This is a genomic window from Ruminococcus turbiniformis, from assembly GCF_020687545.1.
GTDB lineage: Bacteria > Bacillota > Clostridia > Lachnospirales > Lachnospiraceae > Mediterraneibacter > Mediterraneibacter turbiniformis.
In genome coordinates, this window is the sequence record NZ_JAJEQX010000007.1 from 93,503 (window position 1) to 109,001 (window position 15,499).

Below are 15,499 nucleotides of genomic sequence, written 5' to 3' on the forward strand. Positions count from 1 at the left end.
GAGCAAGGAATATTGGGGAGCAGACGTGGATATGGAGAACAGGAAGACAGCGCCGGTCGGCGTGTTTGATTCCGGAGTCGGCGGGCTGACGGTGGCGAGAGAGATTTCCCGTCAGCTCCCGAACGAAAATATAGTATATTTCGGGGACACGGCCCGTGTCCCTTACGGAAGCAAATCTCAGAACACGATTATCCGGTTTTCGGAGCAGATTATTCGTTTTTTAAAAACAAAAGATGTGAAGGCAATCGTTATCGCGTGCAACACTGCCAGCGCCCTGGCGCTTGATGCGGTGCGGGATGAGTTTGACATTCCCGTTATGGGAGTGGTAATCCCCGGAGCACGGGCTGCCGTCGAGGCGACGAAAAACCGCAAGGTCGGAGTTGTCGGGACAGACGCCACGGTTCAGAGCGGGATGTACACAAAGATTATCCACGGGATGGCTCCGGATGTCGAAGTGATTGAGAAGGCCTGTCCTCTGTTTGTCCCTCTTGTCGAGGAGGGATTCAAGGAGCACGTCGTGACCCGGGAAGTGATCGAGTATTATCTGGAATCCATGCGGAATACGGATATCGACGCCATGATACTCGGATGTACGCACTATCCGCTTCTGCGGTCTAAGATCCGGGAGTACATGGGGGATCGGATTCAGATCGTCAACCCGGCTTACGAGACAGCGATGGATCTGAAAAAACTTCTCCGTGAGATGGATATGGAAAATGACGGTGAGACAGTGCAGCACAGCAGATATTCCTTCTATGTGAGCGATGCTGCGGAGAAGTTCCGGAAGTTTGCGAACACGGTAATGCCGTTTGACGTGCCGACCACCAATGTGGTAAATATTGAAGAGTTTTAGCAGCGGAGTGAGAAAATGACGAAAGATGTACTGGTCAGTATCTCCGGAAAACATATCGGGATACTCGAAGAGCCTGCGGGTCAGTATGAGTCCGGAGATGACGTGATCGAAGTCGTCACTCCGGCAAGTTATTACTGCCGCAACGGAAAGCACTATATTCTGTACGATGAGGTGCTTGAGGGCAGGGGCGGCACCATTAAAAACAAGATTAAGATCAGCGGTTTGGACAGCGTTGAGATCATGAAGAGCGGTGTCCTGAATTCCCATATGATTTTTGAGAAGAATAAGAAGAATCTCACCTATTACCGGACTCCGTACGGGCAGATGCTGATCGGAGTCAACACGAAAAATATGGAAATAAATGTTGAGGACGATAATATCGGAGTTCAGGTGGACTACGAGCTGGATGTCAACCATGAGCCCATGGCGGACTGCGAGATCAGAATGAATATAGTCCCCAAGAGCGAGGCGAGGCTCTCGCCGGGGGCGTAAGTTTCCAACGGGAGGACTTATAAAAGGCGCCCCCGTCCGTGGAGGGTAAGCCTCAGTCAGGCGGAAAACAGAAATGAAAATGAATAAATAAAGAGGGAGCTTTATCGAAAACCGGTAAAGCTCCCTCTTTTGGATCGGGTTTTGTCTGGATTTCCTACGAATTCCTGTCTCTGAGACGCGCAAAAAATCCTTTCTTTTTCTGCGGCTGTTCGATCGATCCGCCGCGCACGCTCTTGAGCCCTGTTATGTAAATGCCGCTCACTACAACTTTTACTTCCTTTTTGACAGGGAGAACCTCAAACACTTTTGCGTCACACATCAGTGTCATGATTCTGGGACCGACTTTGGCTTTGACAATCGGAACTTTCGTGCGTCTTAAGTACTTCGGTGTGCTTTCGAGTACAACGGGCGGAAGTCCGGCTTCTTTCAGACGCATCCGCTTTTTGTCGATGACGAGCATGCTCATTGTCTGTGCGGCTGCTTCCATCTGTTCCTGCTGTTCAGCCTGTTTCTTCTCGGCTCTTCTCCCGAAGATATATAATCCGATGCATACTCCGATCAGTACCACCAGGATGACGAGCAAAACGATTGTAACTGTATTCACCCTAACAACCTCCTAAATCCTCTGATTTGCATGTAGTATTGTAACATTGTTTGAAGTCAAGTGCAAGAGGGTTTGCTTTTCACAGAAAAAACAGTTATACTGTGCATAGTGGCGTTTTTTGCCCGATTGGACTAAGGAGTTACTATTTTATGGCAGAGACAATTTGGAACGGAGTGGTGATAGTCTATGATTTCATCATGGACAATATCACGATCATCAATATTATCTTCGCGCTGATCATTGTATTCTTTCAGAGAAGATCACCCCAGACTGTGTGGACATGGCTGCTTCTGCTTTATTTCATACCGATACTCGGATTTATACTTTACCTGATCATCGGCCAGGATTTCCACAAGAGCCGGATGTTTAAGGCAAAGGAGATCGAAGGAGAACTGAAGTATGCCGTGCGCAGGCAGGAGGAGACGATCTATCACAAGCGGCTTCGCCTTGCCAATCCGGAGATGGCCAGATTCCAGGACTTGATCCTGTATAATCTGGAAGCGGGGGAAGCGGTTCTGACAGATAACAATGATATCCGAATTTATACAGACGGCAAGGCAAAATTTCGGGCCCTGATTGAGGAGATGAGACAGGCAAAGCGGTACATCCATCTGCAGTATTATATTATCCGCAACGATGAGCTGTGGCAGGAGATTGAGAAAGTCCTGATTGAAAAAGTAAGAGAGGGCGTAGAGGTACGCGTGCTCTTTGACAGCATGGGATGCCGCACAATGAAAAACAGAGACTGGGAGCGGCTGGAGAGAGAAGGCATTCAGGTGGCGGAATTTTTCCCTGCGCTCCTGGGACAGCTTCAGCTTCGCGTCAACTACCGGAATCACAGGAAGATCGTAGTGATTGACGGAAGGATCGGCTTTGTCGGCGGATTCAATGTGGGGCGCGAATATCTGGGAAGAGACAAGAAGTTCGGATACTGGAGAGACACGCATCTCTGTATAGAGGGGGCGGCTGTGACTTCGCTGGCTGTCCGTTTCGTGCTGGACTGGAATTATGCGGCAAAGGAAAATCTGTTCCTTTACGACAGACTTTTTGAGATCCCGCAGTATACGAGAAACGGGAGAGACCCGGTGCAGATCATTTCCAGCGGACCGGACTCTCAGACGAAAACGATTCATGACAACTATCTCAGGCTGATCCACAGAGCAAAGGATCATGTCTATATCCAGACGCCGTATTTTATACCGGACGAATCGATTCTGGACGCGCTGAAGATTGCCTGCCGTTCAGGTATCGACGTACGCATTATGGTGCCGTGCAAGCCGGATCATCCGTTTGTCTACTGGGCGACGTATTCCTACATCGGGGATATGGTGGCCGCAGGAGCGAAATGTTATGTATATAACAACGGATTTCTTCACGCGAAGACGCTCTGCGTGGACGGAATGGTGGCCTGTGTCGGCACGGCGAATATGGACATCCGGAGTTTTGGCCTGAATTTCGAGGTGAATGCTGTGATCTACAGCGAGCGTACAGTGCAGCGCCTGGAGAGGGCATTCGAGAATGATATGACGCAGTGTACTCACGTGACAAGAAAGGTTTACGACGAGAGAAGTCTCGTGATTAAAGGAAAAGAACAGTTTTCAAGACTTTTGTCGCCGCTTCTGTAAAGGACGGAAGAAAAGAAAAATAAAGAGGAGAAGAGGAAACAACATGAACACAAAGAAAATGAAACTTATTACGGCGGCTGCGGCTGCCGTGCTTGCAGCAGGAAACCTGATGGGATGCAGCAGTGAGCTGTCCAACGAGTATGTGACAGTACCGCAGTACAAAGGGCTGGAAGTTCCCCAGCCGGCAGCGGCGACAGTGGAGATCACTGACGATCAGGTAGAGCAGCTTGTGGAGAGCCGTGTGGCGGCGACCGCGGAGCGTTCCGAGATCACGGACAGGGCGGCTCAGTCCGGCGATATTGTCAATATTGACTATACAGGGTATGTGGACGGGACAGCGTTTGACGGCGGTTCTGCCACAGGAGCGGATCTGGAGCTTGGAAGCGGCAGTTTTATCGGAGCAAACGGAGATTATCAGGGATTTGAGGATCAGATAGTCGGACACCAGACCGGGGAGGAATTTGACATTACAGTGCAGTTTCCGGACACCTACGCAGAAGAGATGGCCGGAAAGGTTGCTGATTTTCATATCGTGCTCAACGGCATCTATACAGAGACAGTTCCTGAGCTGACGGACGAGTGGGTACAGTCGAACAGCACTGAGTCCGAGAACGTGGATGAGTTCAGGCAGGAGATGAGAGATCTGCTGGAGTCTCAGTCAGAGGAGAGCGCACATTCCGAGCTGGCGAGCTCTGTCCAGACAACGCTTCTTGACAGCCTGGAGATCAAGTCCTACCCCGAAGACGTGGTGGATGAGTATGCGGCAAGCCTTACGGATTCCTACGAACAGCTGGCAGAGATGTACGGCACAGACATGGAAGGACTGCTGACAACGTATCTCCAGACGACAGAGGAAGATTTTAATGCCCGGATCGAGGAGATCGCGCAGAGAACGGCAATTTTCGACGAGGCAGTGAAGCTGATCGCCGAGAAGGAGGGGCTGGACCTCACAGAGGAAGAGTACCAGGAGAAAATCGAAGAGTATGCGGAAGAGAATGGCGCGGAGGATGTGGATCAGTATCTGGAAAGCGTGGGAGAATCCGCAGTGAGAGCTACGATTCTCAGAGATATTGTGACCGATTATCTGATTGATGAATGTGTTCAGGTAGAGCAGGAGTAACAAGACTCTTGGATGTACGGCAGGAGACATCTGAAAGGTAAAGGCGGCACAGAAGATGCCGGACAACGGAGAAAGTACGAAAGTACAGAAAGGGAGGAACGATTATGAAGCTGGAAAACGACAGGCTTTTTGTAGAGATTGCGGAAGCAGGAGCTGAGGTGACGCGCATCTATGACCGGAACAGGGGAGCGGATCTTCTCTGGGAGGCGGATCCGAAATACTGGAAGCGCCATTCGCCGGTTCTCTTCCCAAATGTGGGAAAGACGTACCGGAATACCGTGCTGATCGATGGAACCCAGTATCCCACATCCCAGCATGGATTTGCGCGGGACAGCAGATTCACATGTGTCTGTGAGACAGAGAAAAAAGTGTCGTTCCTCCTTTCGTCGAGTGAGGAGACAAGAGAAGTTTATCCGTATTCTTTCGAGCTTGTTGTGACATATACTCTGGAAGAAGCGTGCCTGAATGTAGAGTGGGAAGTCCATAATACCGGCAGCAGCGATATGTATTTTACAATCGGCGGACACCCGGCGTTCCGATTTGCGGAGCAGGAGGAGAAAAAAAGCGATTATATGCTGAAGTTCCCGGGAAAAGAATCTCTGGAATATATTCTGCTTAACCCGGCGGAGGGCGCAGCAGACACATCCAGAACATATACACTTGCACTGGATAACGGGACATGCCCGCTCACGGAGGAAATGTTTGAGAAAGATGCTCTGATTTTTGACGGAGGCCAGATTGAGGAAGTCTGGATCTGCAGAAAGGACGGCACACCGTATGTGGGGATGAGGTGTCCCGGATTCCCGAATTTCGGAATCTGGTCGGTGAAGGACGCTCCGTTTGTCTGTCTGGAACCATGGATGGGAAGATGTGATGACGTGGGATTTGACAGGGAACTGTCTGAGAAGCCGAATGTTGTCAGAACAGCGCCGGGCGAGGTGTTCCGGAAAGGATACACGGTGATCGCAGGCTGAGATTAAAGGAAAATACATATCGGGGACGGAAAAAAGCGCATTTCCAGGGAAACCTGGGATGCGCTTTTTTGTACAGGCGACGCTCATAAGCCCGGGCTTGCCCGAGGCCTTGGCGACCGCTTACAATCCCGGAATGTGCCTTTTGGCACTTCCGGTGATTTACGAGATCAGAAAGTTCAGTGATCCCGGCGGATTGTCCGTCCCTTTCTCCAGAAGGGAAATGAGTGCGCTGATTGTCCTGTCGATCTCCTCCTTTGACGATGGGGCAAGCATGTTTCCCATCTTGACAGTGAGTACAATCAGGACAATCTCTGCGAGGGACTCCGGGTCGTCAAAGCTGATTTCACCCGCTTCGATTCCCTGCCGGATGATCTCCGCGAGAGCAGGTTTAAGCTCTGTAATAATATGATTGATATATTTCTGATGAAGAAAAGCCTTTTCCTGTGCTCCGGATTCGGAACTGTCCTGGGATCTGACGAACTCGGTGGACGAATTCCTGCATGCCTGGAAGATCATCGCCATCCGTGTAAACGGGGAGATTTCAGTCTGTCCGGCGAGTGACTTGGCCGTCTGAATGGGCTTTTCGTAGCTGCGCTCAACCAGCGCGTCCAGAATGGCGTCTTTGGACGGAAAATAGTAGTAAATGCTTCCTTTCCCGATACCGGCTGTCTGCGCGATTTCACTGACAGAGATTGTCTGGATCTTCTTGCTTTCGAGCAGCTCCTGGAGTGCGTTCAGAATCCGGTCATATTTCGGCTGCTTTGTCTGATTTGTCATGGTGCATCGTCCTTCTGTAGTGAGTCAAAAATTAGTAAGAGTCATTTCACAGTATAGCATATCTGCTCTTGGAGAACCAACAGAAAAACTTCACAAAAAAACAGAATAAACTTAACCGTAATTTGACAGGAAAGACGATTGACCGTCGGTCGAAATAGTGTTACGCTTACAGAGTATTAGATATGACTGCCGGTCGAAAAACGACAAAGGCAGTCGAAAAGGAGGATATTATGACCTACGCAGAGATGTTTTCAAAAGTAAAGGGAATGCTGATGGGCGCGGATGTGAGCGACATTCATGAGCATCTGGCATACCAGTTCAATATTACCGGTGAGGCGGAAGGAATTTTCTACGCTGAGGTAAAAGACGGAGAGCTGCATGTTGAGCCTTATGAGTATTTTGACCGTGACGTGATGTTTACGTGTACGGCGGAGACGCTGTTCAAGATCGCAGACGGGAAGACAGATCCGATTCTTGCGGTTACGCTTGGAAAACTGAAAGTGGAAGGGAATATTGACAAGGCGCTGAAACTCAAAGACCTGATCAACAGCAAGAGAAAATAAAAGCGGGTGAATAAAGATGAGCAAATTACTGAAGGGCGCGGCGGCGCTTCTCGGAATCGCGGCAGCGGCTGAGGCCGGCGGCACGGCGTATTTCTACAGAAGGACGATGAAACGCTATAATGCGAAGACAGAGAGAACGATAAAGATGTCCGGCGTTGACTGGGAAAAATATTTTCCGCTGATGCATGAACGCCGCGACTGGATGATGAATGAGCCTCACGAGGACGTGTGGATTACTTCGCATGACGGGCTGAAACTTCACGGTACATATTTCGAGGGAGACGGCGGAGATAAAGCGGTTATCTGTTTCCACGGTTACACAAGCCAGGGACTCAATGACTACGGCAGTCTCGCTTACTATTACTTAAGACACGGATTCCGGATGCTTCTCATCGATGAGAGGGCACACGGCCAGAGCGAGGGAACCTATATTGGTTTTGGCACGATGGACCGGCTCGACGGGATGGAGTGGATCAGGTGGATGACCGAAAAGGCCGGGGAGGATGTACAGATTCTTCTTCACGGCAACTCCATGGGAGGAGCTACCGTTTGTATGATGAGCGGCCTTAAACTTCCGCCCCAGGTGAAGGGCATTGTATCTGACTGCGCGTTCACATCCGCAAAGGATGTGTTTACCCACGTCCTTCACTCCATGTATCATCTTCCTGCATTTCCGATGATTCAGATTGCAGATAAGCTGAATAAAAGAAACGCGGGATACGGGCTGGATGAGTGCAATGCAGCAAGAGAAGTGAGAAAGGCGGAAGTGCCGTTCCTGTTCATCCACGGGGAAAAGGATGTATTCGTGCCGTGCCGGATGTGTGATGAAATTTATGAAAACTGCGCTTCATCCAAGACGAAGCTGATCGTAAAAGATGCGGGCCACGGAGAGAGCTATTACAAGGATACGGAAGGATATGAGAAGGCCCTGGATTCATTTATCGGAGGAATAATGAAATGATGAAAACAAGAAAAGGACACAAAGTGTATCCGCTGACTGTCGCACAGAAATTCCATCTCTACTATGCGCCGCACTGCCCGAACATGGCAGTCCTCAACATCGGCACAAGCCTGACAATCGAGGTGGAGCTTGACTGGGATCTGTTAAAGAAATCCATCAACAAGGCGTACGAGAGAAATGAAGCAATGCGTGTCCGTTTTGCGAAGGACAGGGAAGGCACATGGTATCAGTACGTGACAGATCCGGAGGATAAGGATATCGAGTTCGCGGATTTTTCAAACGGCACAATGGAAGAGGCGGAAGCTGTGATGCAGAAATGGACGGCTGTTCCGTTTAAGATGACAGACTCCGAACTGACCCGCGTTGTCATGATCAAAATGCCGGATGGTTTCAACGGCGTTTATTTCCTCGGAAACCATATGATCGTGGATGCACAGTCACTGATCTGTTTCCTGAAAGATATCATTGAGCTCTACTGCAGTGAGAAGTACGAGGGTGTGCCCTATCCGAAGAACATGGAGTCATATATCGAACAGCTTGAACGTGATTTTGCGTATGAGGCGGGAAGCAAGGCGCAGAAAAGAGACGCAGAGTATTTCCAGAAGGAGATTGAGAAGGGCGAACCGATTTACAATGATCTCCACGGGACAGGAAAACTTGAGTCCATGCGCGAGATGTTCAAAAACCCGGAGCTCAGATCAGCGTTCTGTGTGACAGATGATACAAAGTCCGCGCTTGATATCTTCCATCTGGAGGAGGAGCCGACGAAGAGACTGATGGATTTCTGCGAGAAATATCATGTCTCCCTTGCATGTCTCCTGCTCATGGGACTGCGTACATATTACCAGAAAATGAACGGCTTTGAGGATGTGTCTGTGACTACCACAATCGCAAGGCGCGCGACTCTTAAGGAGAAGAAGTCCGGCGGTACGAGAATCCATTCCTTCCCGTTCCGCACAATCTTTTCAGAGGATATGAAGTTTATCGACGCGGTCTATGCGATCCGCGACAAGCAGAACGAGTATTTCCGCCATGCAAATTATGATCCGACCGCGTATTTTGCGTATCGCGCGAAAACATATCCGCAGCCCCAGGCAGGTCTCGGATATGAGCCGATCTCTCTTACATATCAGCCGATGACGCTTAAAGAGAAAGGTCTGGACAAACTGGGAGACATCCGCTACAAGACAAAATGGTATCCAAACGGCATCTGTCCCCAGGGAATGTATCTGACCGTTATGCACCGCCCGGAGGACAACGGACTGGACTTTAACTTCGAGCATCAGATCAAGGCGGTTTCAAGGGAAGAACTTGAGTATCTGTATTATTACCTCTGCAAGATCATGTTCAAAGGCGCGGAGAATCCGGATCTGACTATCGGCGAGATTATAAAGCTTGTGTAACAGCGATACGGACTTTGCCTGGGGAAAAGGTACGGGTAAAAAGGTACGGTGAAACCGCAGGCGCAGACAGAATTCAGGAAAGAAGGAGAACAGTTATGTTTGAAAAATTGGTAAATATTATCTGCAACTATGTGGAAGTGGAACCGGAGAACATCCATCCGGAGTCCCGTTTTATGGAGGATCTGGGATTCACATCCTTTGACTTTATGAGTATGCTCGGGGAGATCGAGGATGAGTTTGACGTGGAAGTCGAGCAGACAGAGGCGGCAAATATCCGCACGGTTCAGGAGGCTGTCGACTATCTTGAGAAGCTGATGTAACAGTTCCGGGTAAAAGAAAAAGAGATAATGTAAAAGTCCGGCATAAAACTGACGGAGAGAAAGGATTGGGAAAAATATGCTTTGCAGCACTGTCCGCGAGATTCTGGTCAACACGGAAAAGAAGTACGGGCCGGAGGACGCGATCCGCTATAAGATTGGTAAAAATGAAATTGAATCAAAAACATATACGCAGTTAAAAGAAGACAGCGAGAGCTTTTCCAATGTACTGAAGGCTCTGGGAGAGCAGGGAAGCCATATCGCGGTAATCGGCGCGACATCCTATGCATGGCTGGTCGCTTACTTCGGTACGGTAAACAGCGGCAGCGTCATTGTGCCGCTTGACGTCAATCTCCCGGCAGAGGATGTGTGTGATCTGATCGACCGTTCTGATTCGACGGTTCTTGTGTATGACGAAGTGAGAAAAGATGTGGCGGCTATTGCAAAAGAGCGCTGTCCAAAGCTTAAGACAGTGATCTCCATGCAGCAGGCGGAAGACAGCAGCGACGTCCGCTCGTTCCGGAAGCTTCTGGAAGAAAACAGAGGCGGCTTTGAATATATGCCGCAGCCGGATCAGCTCTGCACGATTATGTTTACATCCGGCACAACAGGAAAGAGCAAAGGTGTAATGCTGACGCAGAGAAATGTCGCAGAGAACGCAACGTGCCTTGATATGAAGATCCCGGAGCGGATCGTGATCATGACGGTTCTCCCGATCCACCACGCGTACTGCCTGAGTATGGATATCTTAAAGGGGGTATCGCTGGGAGCAGTGATCTGCATCAATGATTCTCTCATCCGCGTGGCAAAGAATATCAAGCTCTTTAAGCCGGAAATGATTCTGATGGTTCCGCTCATGATCGAGACACTTGCGAAAAAACTGGAAGAGGCGTCGCTTCTCCCGGCCAAAATTGTGAAAAACCAGGTGTTTGGCAAACAGTTCCATACGATCTGCAGCGGCGGAGCGTATCTGGATCCGAAATACATTGAGATGTTTAAAAAATATGACATCACAATCCAGCAGGGATACGGCATGACAGAGTGCTCGCCGGTAATCAGCATTTCCCAGAGCTGGAATATCCGCAGCGATTCTGTCGGCCAGCTTGTGCCCAACTGTGAGGCAAAGACCGTGGACGGAGAGTTGTGGGTAAAGGGCAGCAGCGTCATGCAGGGATATTACAAGATGCCGGAGGAAACGGCCGAGACGCTGGAGGACGGCTGGCTTAAGACCGGGGATCTGGGCTATGTAGACGAGGAAGGATTCGTCTATCTGACCGGAAGAAAGAAAAATCTCATTATCACAAAAAACGGAGAGAATGTCTCTCCGGAAGAACTCGAAAACGCGCTCAGCTCGAACCGGCTTGTGGGAGAAGTACTCGTCCGTGAGAAAGGCGGTGTGATCGAGGCAGAGATCTATCCGGATCAGGACTATGTGAAGAAGAAACGAATCAAAGACGTGAAGAGCGAGCTTCAGAACGTAATTGATGAGTACAACCGCACGGCAGCGCCGCAGAAAAAGATCTACAGCCTGATTGTGCGGGAGGAAGAGTTCGAGAAAACGACGACGAGGAAGATTAAGAGGTTCTGATACTTTCGTTCGGGACGCAGCACAGCGGTACATAGGTGCGCAAAGAACGCGCACCAGGTGCCGGCGCTGCTTTACGGGGTGAAACCAACACCCTCCTCGCGGCTGGACTGTATCCACGTGCTGCCCAAATTGCATGGTTTAGAAGAGGGGCTTTAATAATTTTCCGGGGAGAACAACCGAATGGAAGCAGCCCAGCGCGGAAGTGGGGAATTCCGCAGGGGACCGTAAAGAACGCCGGTACTTGCGCGCGTGTTTTGCGCGCTTAGATACCGCTGCGTTCGTCCCGAGCGAGAGCGTGTCCCCGAGGGATGTTCCCCACTTCCGTGCGGATTTATTTGGCGATGTTCCCTCCGGGTAAATTACAGGTTACATCCCTTGAATCCACTGTGTTACTTCTTCCACATTTCTGCCAACAGCCTGTGCGATCTGTTCCTCAGACATTCCCATTTTTTTGAGGTTAAGTGCTGTGATTTTCTGGCCCTGCTCCAGTCCCTGTGCAAGTCCCTGCTCCAGGCCTTGTTCCAGACCTTTCCGGATCCCTCTTTCCATTCCGCGCTTCAGCGCGCTTCCCATCTGAGAATTATAATCCCGTATGGCGCGTTCCCGGGCATCGTATTCCAGTTTTACGCGTTCATCTGCGCTCAGTTTTTTTAATTCTTCATAGGCCTCTTCAATATATTCGTCAGTTTTTGCCATATCCTCAAACTCCTTTCGGGTTTTCCCTCTGAGGAAGCGCATCCAGCTGATAATCTCGTCTTCTGTCTGAAATTTCTGATCCGGAATTTTTTTCAGCTCCAGTATCTGAATTTCTATCAGATCGGTATACTTTTTCCCTGTCTGTTCATTACAGAGACTGATCGTGTGATAGCACTCTTGTTCATCTTCAAAATGAATGAAGTCAAGAATGCTTACATGGATACACTTCTTCAATTTCTCGTAAGGTTCGCCTTCTCTGAGCTGGTCAGAAAATATTTTGCTCAGATAGAACAGAACTCGTGCGTCCCAGTATTCAAAATATGCCACCTGCATTTCCATATCAAGCTGTGTTCCGTCTTCCATCATTACGCGGACATCCAGGATTCCCAGTTTATCATCCGGATAATTGCGGTGAAGGACTGTCGGCATAAGGTGTGTCTTTTTTATCGTCTTCGGGTCTTTTTTCAGGAGCGCTGCAATAAATCCTTTTCTCACCTTCGGGTTGCTCATCAGTGCTTTGAAGCATACATCGACAGTGGGAAGCATAATAAAGTTATCTTTTGTTTTCGCCATAATTTTTCTCCTTTCCTGAACTGGCTTTCCGGCAGGAAAGGGGAAACACCGATATTGCAGCGGACAGCTGTCTCTTTTTATCTTAGCACATCTGCGCTGACTGTCCAAGGTATTCCGCGAATTCCTGCTTTCTTTTGCAGCGACAGAGTTCTGCGAATGCTGCAGATCTGGACTGCTGCGTTTTACTGGTTGATATTCTGTCTGTTTTTCCTCTGCGAATACTGCCTGGAATTCAGGCATGAGAAACAGGAACTGCCGTATATGCTTTGATGGCAGTTAATGATACATTGTGTGAATAAAAATATACTTTCCCGTGAGAACAGAATAGCATATAAATCTGTCTTATACAAGAGCCGGTATTCTACCTGAAAAATCAGTATGGTATCCCACCTGAAAATCAGCAGTTGACGGCACTTCATTCTCCCTGATATTATTAAAAGGAATTTAAACGATGAAAATACTTATTATAAAGATGCTTATCTGAAGAAAATAAAATGCCCGGGGCATTTAAACGGGGGGATCACAATGCTGCTGACAATAGATGTGGGAAATACGAATATTACGCTGGGCGTGTTTGACCGGGAAGTCTTAAAGGGAATGTTCCGTATGACGACGAACAAACCGCGTACATCCGATGAATACGGATTTACGATCTGCGGCATACTGGAACACAGGTCCATTGACCCGCAGGAGATTGAAGCGGTGATTATCGCGTCGGTGGTGCCGGATATTATGCATTCCCTGACAAGCGGAATTATCAAATATCTGGACGTAACTCCGCTCATCGTATCGGCGCAGACAGACACGGGTATCCGTGTGGTCACGGAAAATCCGTCCAGAACAGGGCCGGACCGGATTGTAAATGCAGTGGCAGGATATGATATTGCAAAGGGAGCAGCGATTGTCATTGATTTCGGTACAGCGACGACGTACGACCTTGTAGGGCCGGATCGCACGCTGGAGGCGTGCATTATCGCGCCGGGAATCGAAACTGCGGGACGCTCGCTCTGGGGCGGAGCGGCCATGCTGCCCGCGATTCAGATCGAAAAGCCGGATTCCATCCTTGCCAGAGAGACGGTATCGGGAATGCAGGGAGGTCTTGTGTTCGGGGCGATCGGCCAGACGGAGTACATTGTCCGGCGGATGAAAGAAGAGTCCGGATACAGCGATGCCTATGTAATCGCAACCGGAGGGCTGGGAAAGATCATCGCGCAGGAGACAGACTGCATCAATCTGTATGATCCGCAGCTTACACTGAACGGCCTGCGGCTGATCTACGACAGGATGAAGGAGAAATGACGGAATAAAATATGAAGCACTTGAAAATAGGAAACGTTGAACTTGAAAACAGATATATACTCGGACCCATGGCAGGCGTTACAGACCTGCCATTTCGTCTGCTGTGCCGCGAACAGGGAGCGGGACTCCTGTGCATGGAGATGGTGAGCGCAAAGGCGATTTACTACAATAACCGAAACACAGAGCAGCTTCTTGAGATTCATCCGGACGAGCAGCCGGTCTCACTTCAGCTTTTCGGATCGGATCCGAAGATCATGAGCGAGATGGCAAAAAGAATTGAAGAGCGGCCCTTTGCAATTCTTGATATTAACATGGGGTGTCCGGTGCCGAAAGTGGTCAGAAACGGCGAGGGTTCTGCGCTTATGAAGGAGCCGAAGCTGGTGTATGAGATCGTGAGCGCGATTGTGAAGGCGATTGAAAAGCCTGTTACAGTGAAGATAAGGAAAGGGTTTGACGATGACCATGTGAATGCGGTTGAGATCGCCCGGATTATTGAGGAGGCCGGCGCGGCGGCAGTGGCGGTGCATGGCCGGACAAGAGAACAGTACTACAGCGGGAAAGCCGACTGGGATATCATCCGTCAGGTAAAGGAGGCAGTGTCTATCCCGGTGATTGGAAACGGAGATGTGACGTCCCCGAAGAAAGCGGAAGAACTGGTGCGGATGACTGGCTGTGACGGCGTCATGATCGCAAGGGGCGCCCAGGGAAATCCGTGGATCTTTTCCGAGATGATTTCATATGAAGAGACAGGGGAGATTCCGCCCAGGCCGGACAGGGAGACACTGCGGGAAATGATGCTCAGGCACGCCCGCCTGCAGCTGGAATATAAGGGGGAATATTCCGGTATCCGCGAGATGCGGAAGCACGTGGCGTGGTACACGAAAGGAATCCCGGGAGCGTCCCGTCTGAGGGATCAGATTAACAGTGTAGAGTCTGTTCAGGAGCTGGAAAATCTCTTGACATCATTGTAGAGTTTGGTTATAATATTGAAATTGCGAAATAGACTTTATTGACAGCATAGAGGGCCGGAAAAAGGCTCTGAAAAAATAGAAAAACGTAAGAAACAGAAAGGGAGCGTAACCATGGCAGAGGCAAAGAAAAGATTACTTACTTATGCCGGATTGAAGGCACTTGAGGATGAACTTGAAGATCTCAAAGTAGTCAAAAGGAAAGAAGTAGCGGCAAAGATCAAAGAAGCGAGAGAGCAGGGAGACCTGTCCGAGAATGCAGAATATGATGCGGCGAAGGACGAGCAGAGAGACATTGAGGCACGGATCGAGGAGCTGGAAGGGATTCTGAAGAACGCAGAAGTTGTCGTGGAAGATGAAGTCGATTTTGACAAGATTAATGTCGGATGTACAGTTAAGGTGTTTGACATCACATATGACGAGGAGATGGAATTTAAGATCGTAGGATCAACCGAGGCAAACAGCCTTGAGGGAAAGATCTCCAATGAATCTCCGGTAGGTCAGGCTTTGATGGGAAAGAAAGTCGGAGAGACTGTGAATGTGGAGACACAGGCGGGAGATATCCAGTACAAAGTGCTTGAGATCAGCCGCTCAAAATAGACAGAAGGTAAGTCGAGTTACATTGTGAAAGCATGCAGACCTCTTGGAAAAAGAGGTCTGAATTCGCCTGTACAGGGAATGAGGAA

At 49.5% G+C, this 15,499-nt stretch carries 16 protein-coding genes; 13 read left to right on the forward strand and 3 right to left on the reverse strand.

Going from position 1 to position 15,499, the window contains the following annotated elements:
• Positions 1-31 precede the first annotated feature (31 nt).
• Positions 32-853, forward strand: a complete 822-nt coding sequence (murI, locus tag LKD70_RS05715) for a glutamate racemase (protein WP_227707076.1) — start codon at positions 32-34, stop codon at positions 851-853.
• Positions 854-868: 15 nt separating this feature from the next.
• A complete protein-coding gene (locus LKD70_RS05720) occupies positions 869-1,345 on the forward strand; it encodes a DUF1934 domain-containing protein (RefSeq protein ID WP_227707077.1) in 477 nt (158 codons plus the stop codon).
• Between the two features lie 154 nt (positions 1,346-1,499).
• On the opposite strand, the gene LKD70_RS05725 is transcribed toward LKD70_RS05720, so the two are convergent.
• Entirely contained in the window at positions 1,500-1,949 is a 450-nt protein-coding gene (locus LKD70_RS05725; protein WP_227707078.1) for a hypothetical protein, read from the reverse strand.
• 149 nt (positions 1,950-2,098) lie between these two features.
• Here LKD70_RS05725 and cls point away from each other — a divergent pair, with 149 nt between their 5' ends.
• The 3 genes from cls to LKD70_RS05740 all read left to right on the forward strand — a co-directional run bounded on the left by cls (position 2,099) and on the right by LKD70_RS05740 (position 5,668).
• Positions 2,099-3,574: a cardiolipin synthase gene (cls, locus tag LKD70_RS05730; protein ID WP_227707079.1), complete on the forward strand. Its 1,476-nt coding sequence runs from the start codon at positions 2,099-2,101 to the stop codon at positions 3,572-3,574.
• A gap of 43 nt (positions 3,575-3,617) precedes the next feature.
• Positions 3,618-4,694, forward strand: a complete 1,077-nt coding sequence (gene tig / locus LKD70_RS05735; protein WP_227707080.1) for a trigger factor — start codon at positions 3,618-3,620, stop codon at positions 4,692-4,694.
• Between the two features lie 104 nt (positions 4,695-4,798).
• Positions 4,799-5,668, forward strand: coding sequence for an aldose 1-epimerase family protein (locus LKD70_RS05740; RefSeq protein WP_227707081.1), 870 nt, complete (start codon positions 4,799-4,801; stop codon positions 5,666-5,668).
• Between the two features lie 159 nt (positions 5,669-5,827).
• On the opposite strand, the gene LKD70_RS05745 is transcribed toward LKD70_RS05740, so the two are convergent.
• Positions 5,828-6,445, reverse strand: a complete 618-nt coding sequence (locus LKD70_RS05745) for a TetR/AcrR family transcriptional regulator (RefSeq protein WP_227707082.1) — start codon at positions 6,443-6,445, stop codon at positions 5,828-5,830.
• A gap of 230 nt (positions 6,446-6,675) precedes the next feature.
• On the opposite strand from LKD70_RS05745, the gene LKD70_RS05750 reads away from it, so the two are divergent.
• From LKD70_RS05750 to LKD70_RS05770, 5 genes are all read left to right on the forward strand, one after another.
• Positions 6,676-7,008 carry an SCP2 sterol-binding domain-containing protein gene (locus tag LKD70_RS05750; RefSeq protein WP_227707083.1) on the forward strand — a complete coding sequence of 111 codons (333 nt, stop codon included), beginning with the start codon at positions 6,676-6,678 and terminating at the stop codon, positions 7,006-7,008.
• A gap of 16 nt (positions 7,009-7,024) precedes the next feature.
• Positions 7,025-7,969, forward strand: coding sequence for an alpha/beta hydrolase (locus LKD70_RS05755; RefSeq protein WP_227707084.1), 945 nt, complete (start codon positions 7,025-7,027; stop codon positions 7,967-7,969).
• A complete protein-coding gene (locus LKD70_RS05760) occupies positions 7,966-9,372 on the forward strand; it encodes a condensation domain-containing protein (RefSeq protein ID WP_407690909.1) in 1,407 nt (468 codons plus the stop codon). The genes LKD70_RS05755 and LKD70_RS05760 overlap by 4 nt, the downstream gene beginning before the upstream one ends.
• 95 nt (positions 9,373-9,467) lie before the next feature.
• The gene (locus LKD70_RS05765; RefSeq protein ID WP_227707085.1) at positions 9,468-9,692 is read left to right on the forward strand and encodes an acyl carrier protein; all 225 of its coding nucleotides are present in this window, start codon (positions 9,468-9,470) and stop codon (positions 9,690-9,692) included.
• A gap of 76 nt (positions 9,693-9,768) precedes the next feature.
• Positions 9,769-11,277, forward strand: a complete 1,509-nt coding sequence (locus LKD70_RS05770) for an AMP-binding protein (RefSeq protein WP_227707086.1) — start codon at positions 9,769-9,771, stop codon at positions 11,275-11,277.
• A gap of 366 nt (positions 11,278-11,643) precedes the next feature.
• On the opposite strand, the gene LKD70_RS05775 is transcribed toward LKD70_RS05770, so the two are convergent.
• Positions 11,644-12,546, reverse strand: coding sequence for an Rpn family recombination-promoting nuclease/putative transposase (locus LKD70_RS05775; protein WP_227707087.1), 903 nt, complete (start codon positions 12,544-12,546; stop codon positions 11,644-11,646).
• Positions 12,547-13,071: 525 nt separating this feature from the next.
• Here LKD70_RS05775 and LKD70_RS05780 point away from each other — a divergent pair.
• The 3 genes from LKD70_RS05780 (at position 13,072) to greA (ending at position 15,413) form a co-directional block, all read left to right on the forward strand.
• Complete coding sequence (locus LKD70_RS05780) at positions 13,072-13,845, forward strand: type III pantothenate kinase (protein WP_227707088.1); 774 nt, start codon at positions 13,072-13,074, stop codon at positions 13,843-13,845.
• Positions 13,846-13,856: 11 nt separating this feature from the next.
• Positions 13,857-14,816 carry a tRNA dihydrouridine synthase DusB gene (dusB, locus tag LKD70_RS05785; protein ID WP_227707089.1) on the forward strand — a complete coding sequence of 320 codons (960 nt, stop codon included), beginning with the start codon at positions 13,857-13,859 and terminating at the stop codon, positions 14,814-14,816.
• 111 nt (positions 14,817-14,927) lie between these two features.
• Positions 14,928-15,413 carry a transcription elongation factor GreA gene (gene greA / locus LKD70_RS05790; protein ID WP_087151205.1) on the forward strand — a complete coding sequence of 162 codons (486 nt, stop codon included), beginning with the start codon at positions 14,928-14,930 and terminating at the stop codon, positions 15,411-15,413.
• Positions 15,414-15,499 lie beyond the last annotated feature (86 nt).

Bases quoted from the DNA above. Each gene is read 5' to 3' on its own strand.
- murI (WP_227707076.1), top strand. From the start codon at position 32: ATGGAGAACAGGAAGACAGCGCCGGTCGGCGTGTTTGATTCCGGAGTC.
- LKD70_RS05720 (WP_227707077.1), top strand. From the start codon at position 869: ATGACGAAAGATGTACTGGTCAGTATCTCCGGAAAACATATCGGGATA.
- cls (WP_227707079.1), top strand. From the start codon at position 2,099: ATGGCAGAGACAATTTGGAACGGAGTGGTGATAGTCTATGATTTCATC.
- tig (WP_227707080.1), top strand. From the start codon at position 3,618: ATGAACACAAAGAAAATGAAACTTATTACGGCGGCTGCGGCTGCCGTG.
- LKD70_RS05740 (WP_227707081.1), top strand. From the start codon at position 4,799: ATGAAGCTGGAAAACGACAGGCTTTTTGTAGAGATTGCGGAAGCAGGA.
- LKD70_RS05745 (WP_227707082.1), bottom strand. From the start codon at position 6,445: ATGACAAATCAGACAAAGCAGCCGAAATATGACCGGATTCTGAACGCA.
- LKD70_RS05750 (WP_227707083.1), top strand. From the start codon at position 6,676: ATGACCTACGCAGAGATGTTTTCAAAAGTAAAGGGAATGCTGATGGGC.
- LKD70_RS05755 (WP_227707084.1), top strand. From the start codon at position 7,025: ATGAGCAAATTACTGAAGGGCGCGGCGGCGCTTCTCGGAATCGCGGCA.
- LKD70_RS05760 (WP_407690909.1), top strand. From the start codon at position 7,966: ATGATGAAAACAAGAAAAGGACACAAAGTGTATCCGCTGACTGTCGCA.
- LKD70_RS05765 (WP_227707085.1), top strand. From the start codon at position 9,468: ATGTTTGAAAAATTGGTAAATATTATCTGCAACTATGTGGAAGTGGAA.
- LKD70_RS05770 (WP_227707086.1), top strand. From the start codon at position 9,769: ATGCTTTGCAGCACTGTCCGCGAGATTCTGGTCAACACGGAAAAGAAG.
- LKD70_RS05775 (WP_227707087.1), bottom strand. From the start codon at position 12,546: ATGGCGAAAACAAAAGATAACTTTATTATGCTTCCCACTGTCGATGTA.
- LKD70_RS05780 (WP_227707088.1), top strand. From the start codon at position 13,072: ATGCTGCTGACAATAGATGTGGGAAATACGAATATTACGCTGGGCGTG.
- dusB (WP_227707089.1), top strand. From the start codon at position 13,857: ATGAAGCACTTGAAAATAGGAAACGTTGAACTTGAAAACAGATATATA.
- greA (WP_087151205.1), top strand. From the start codon at position 14,928: ATGGCAGAGGCAAAGAAAAGATTACTTACTTATGCCGGATTGAAGGCA.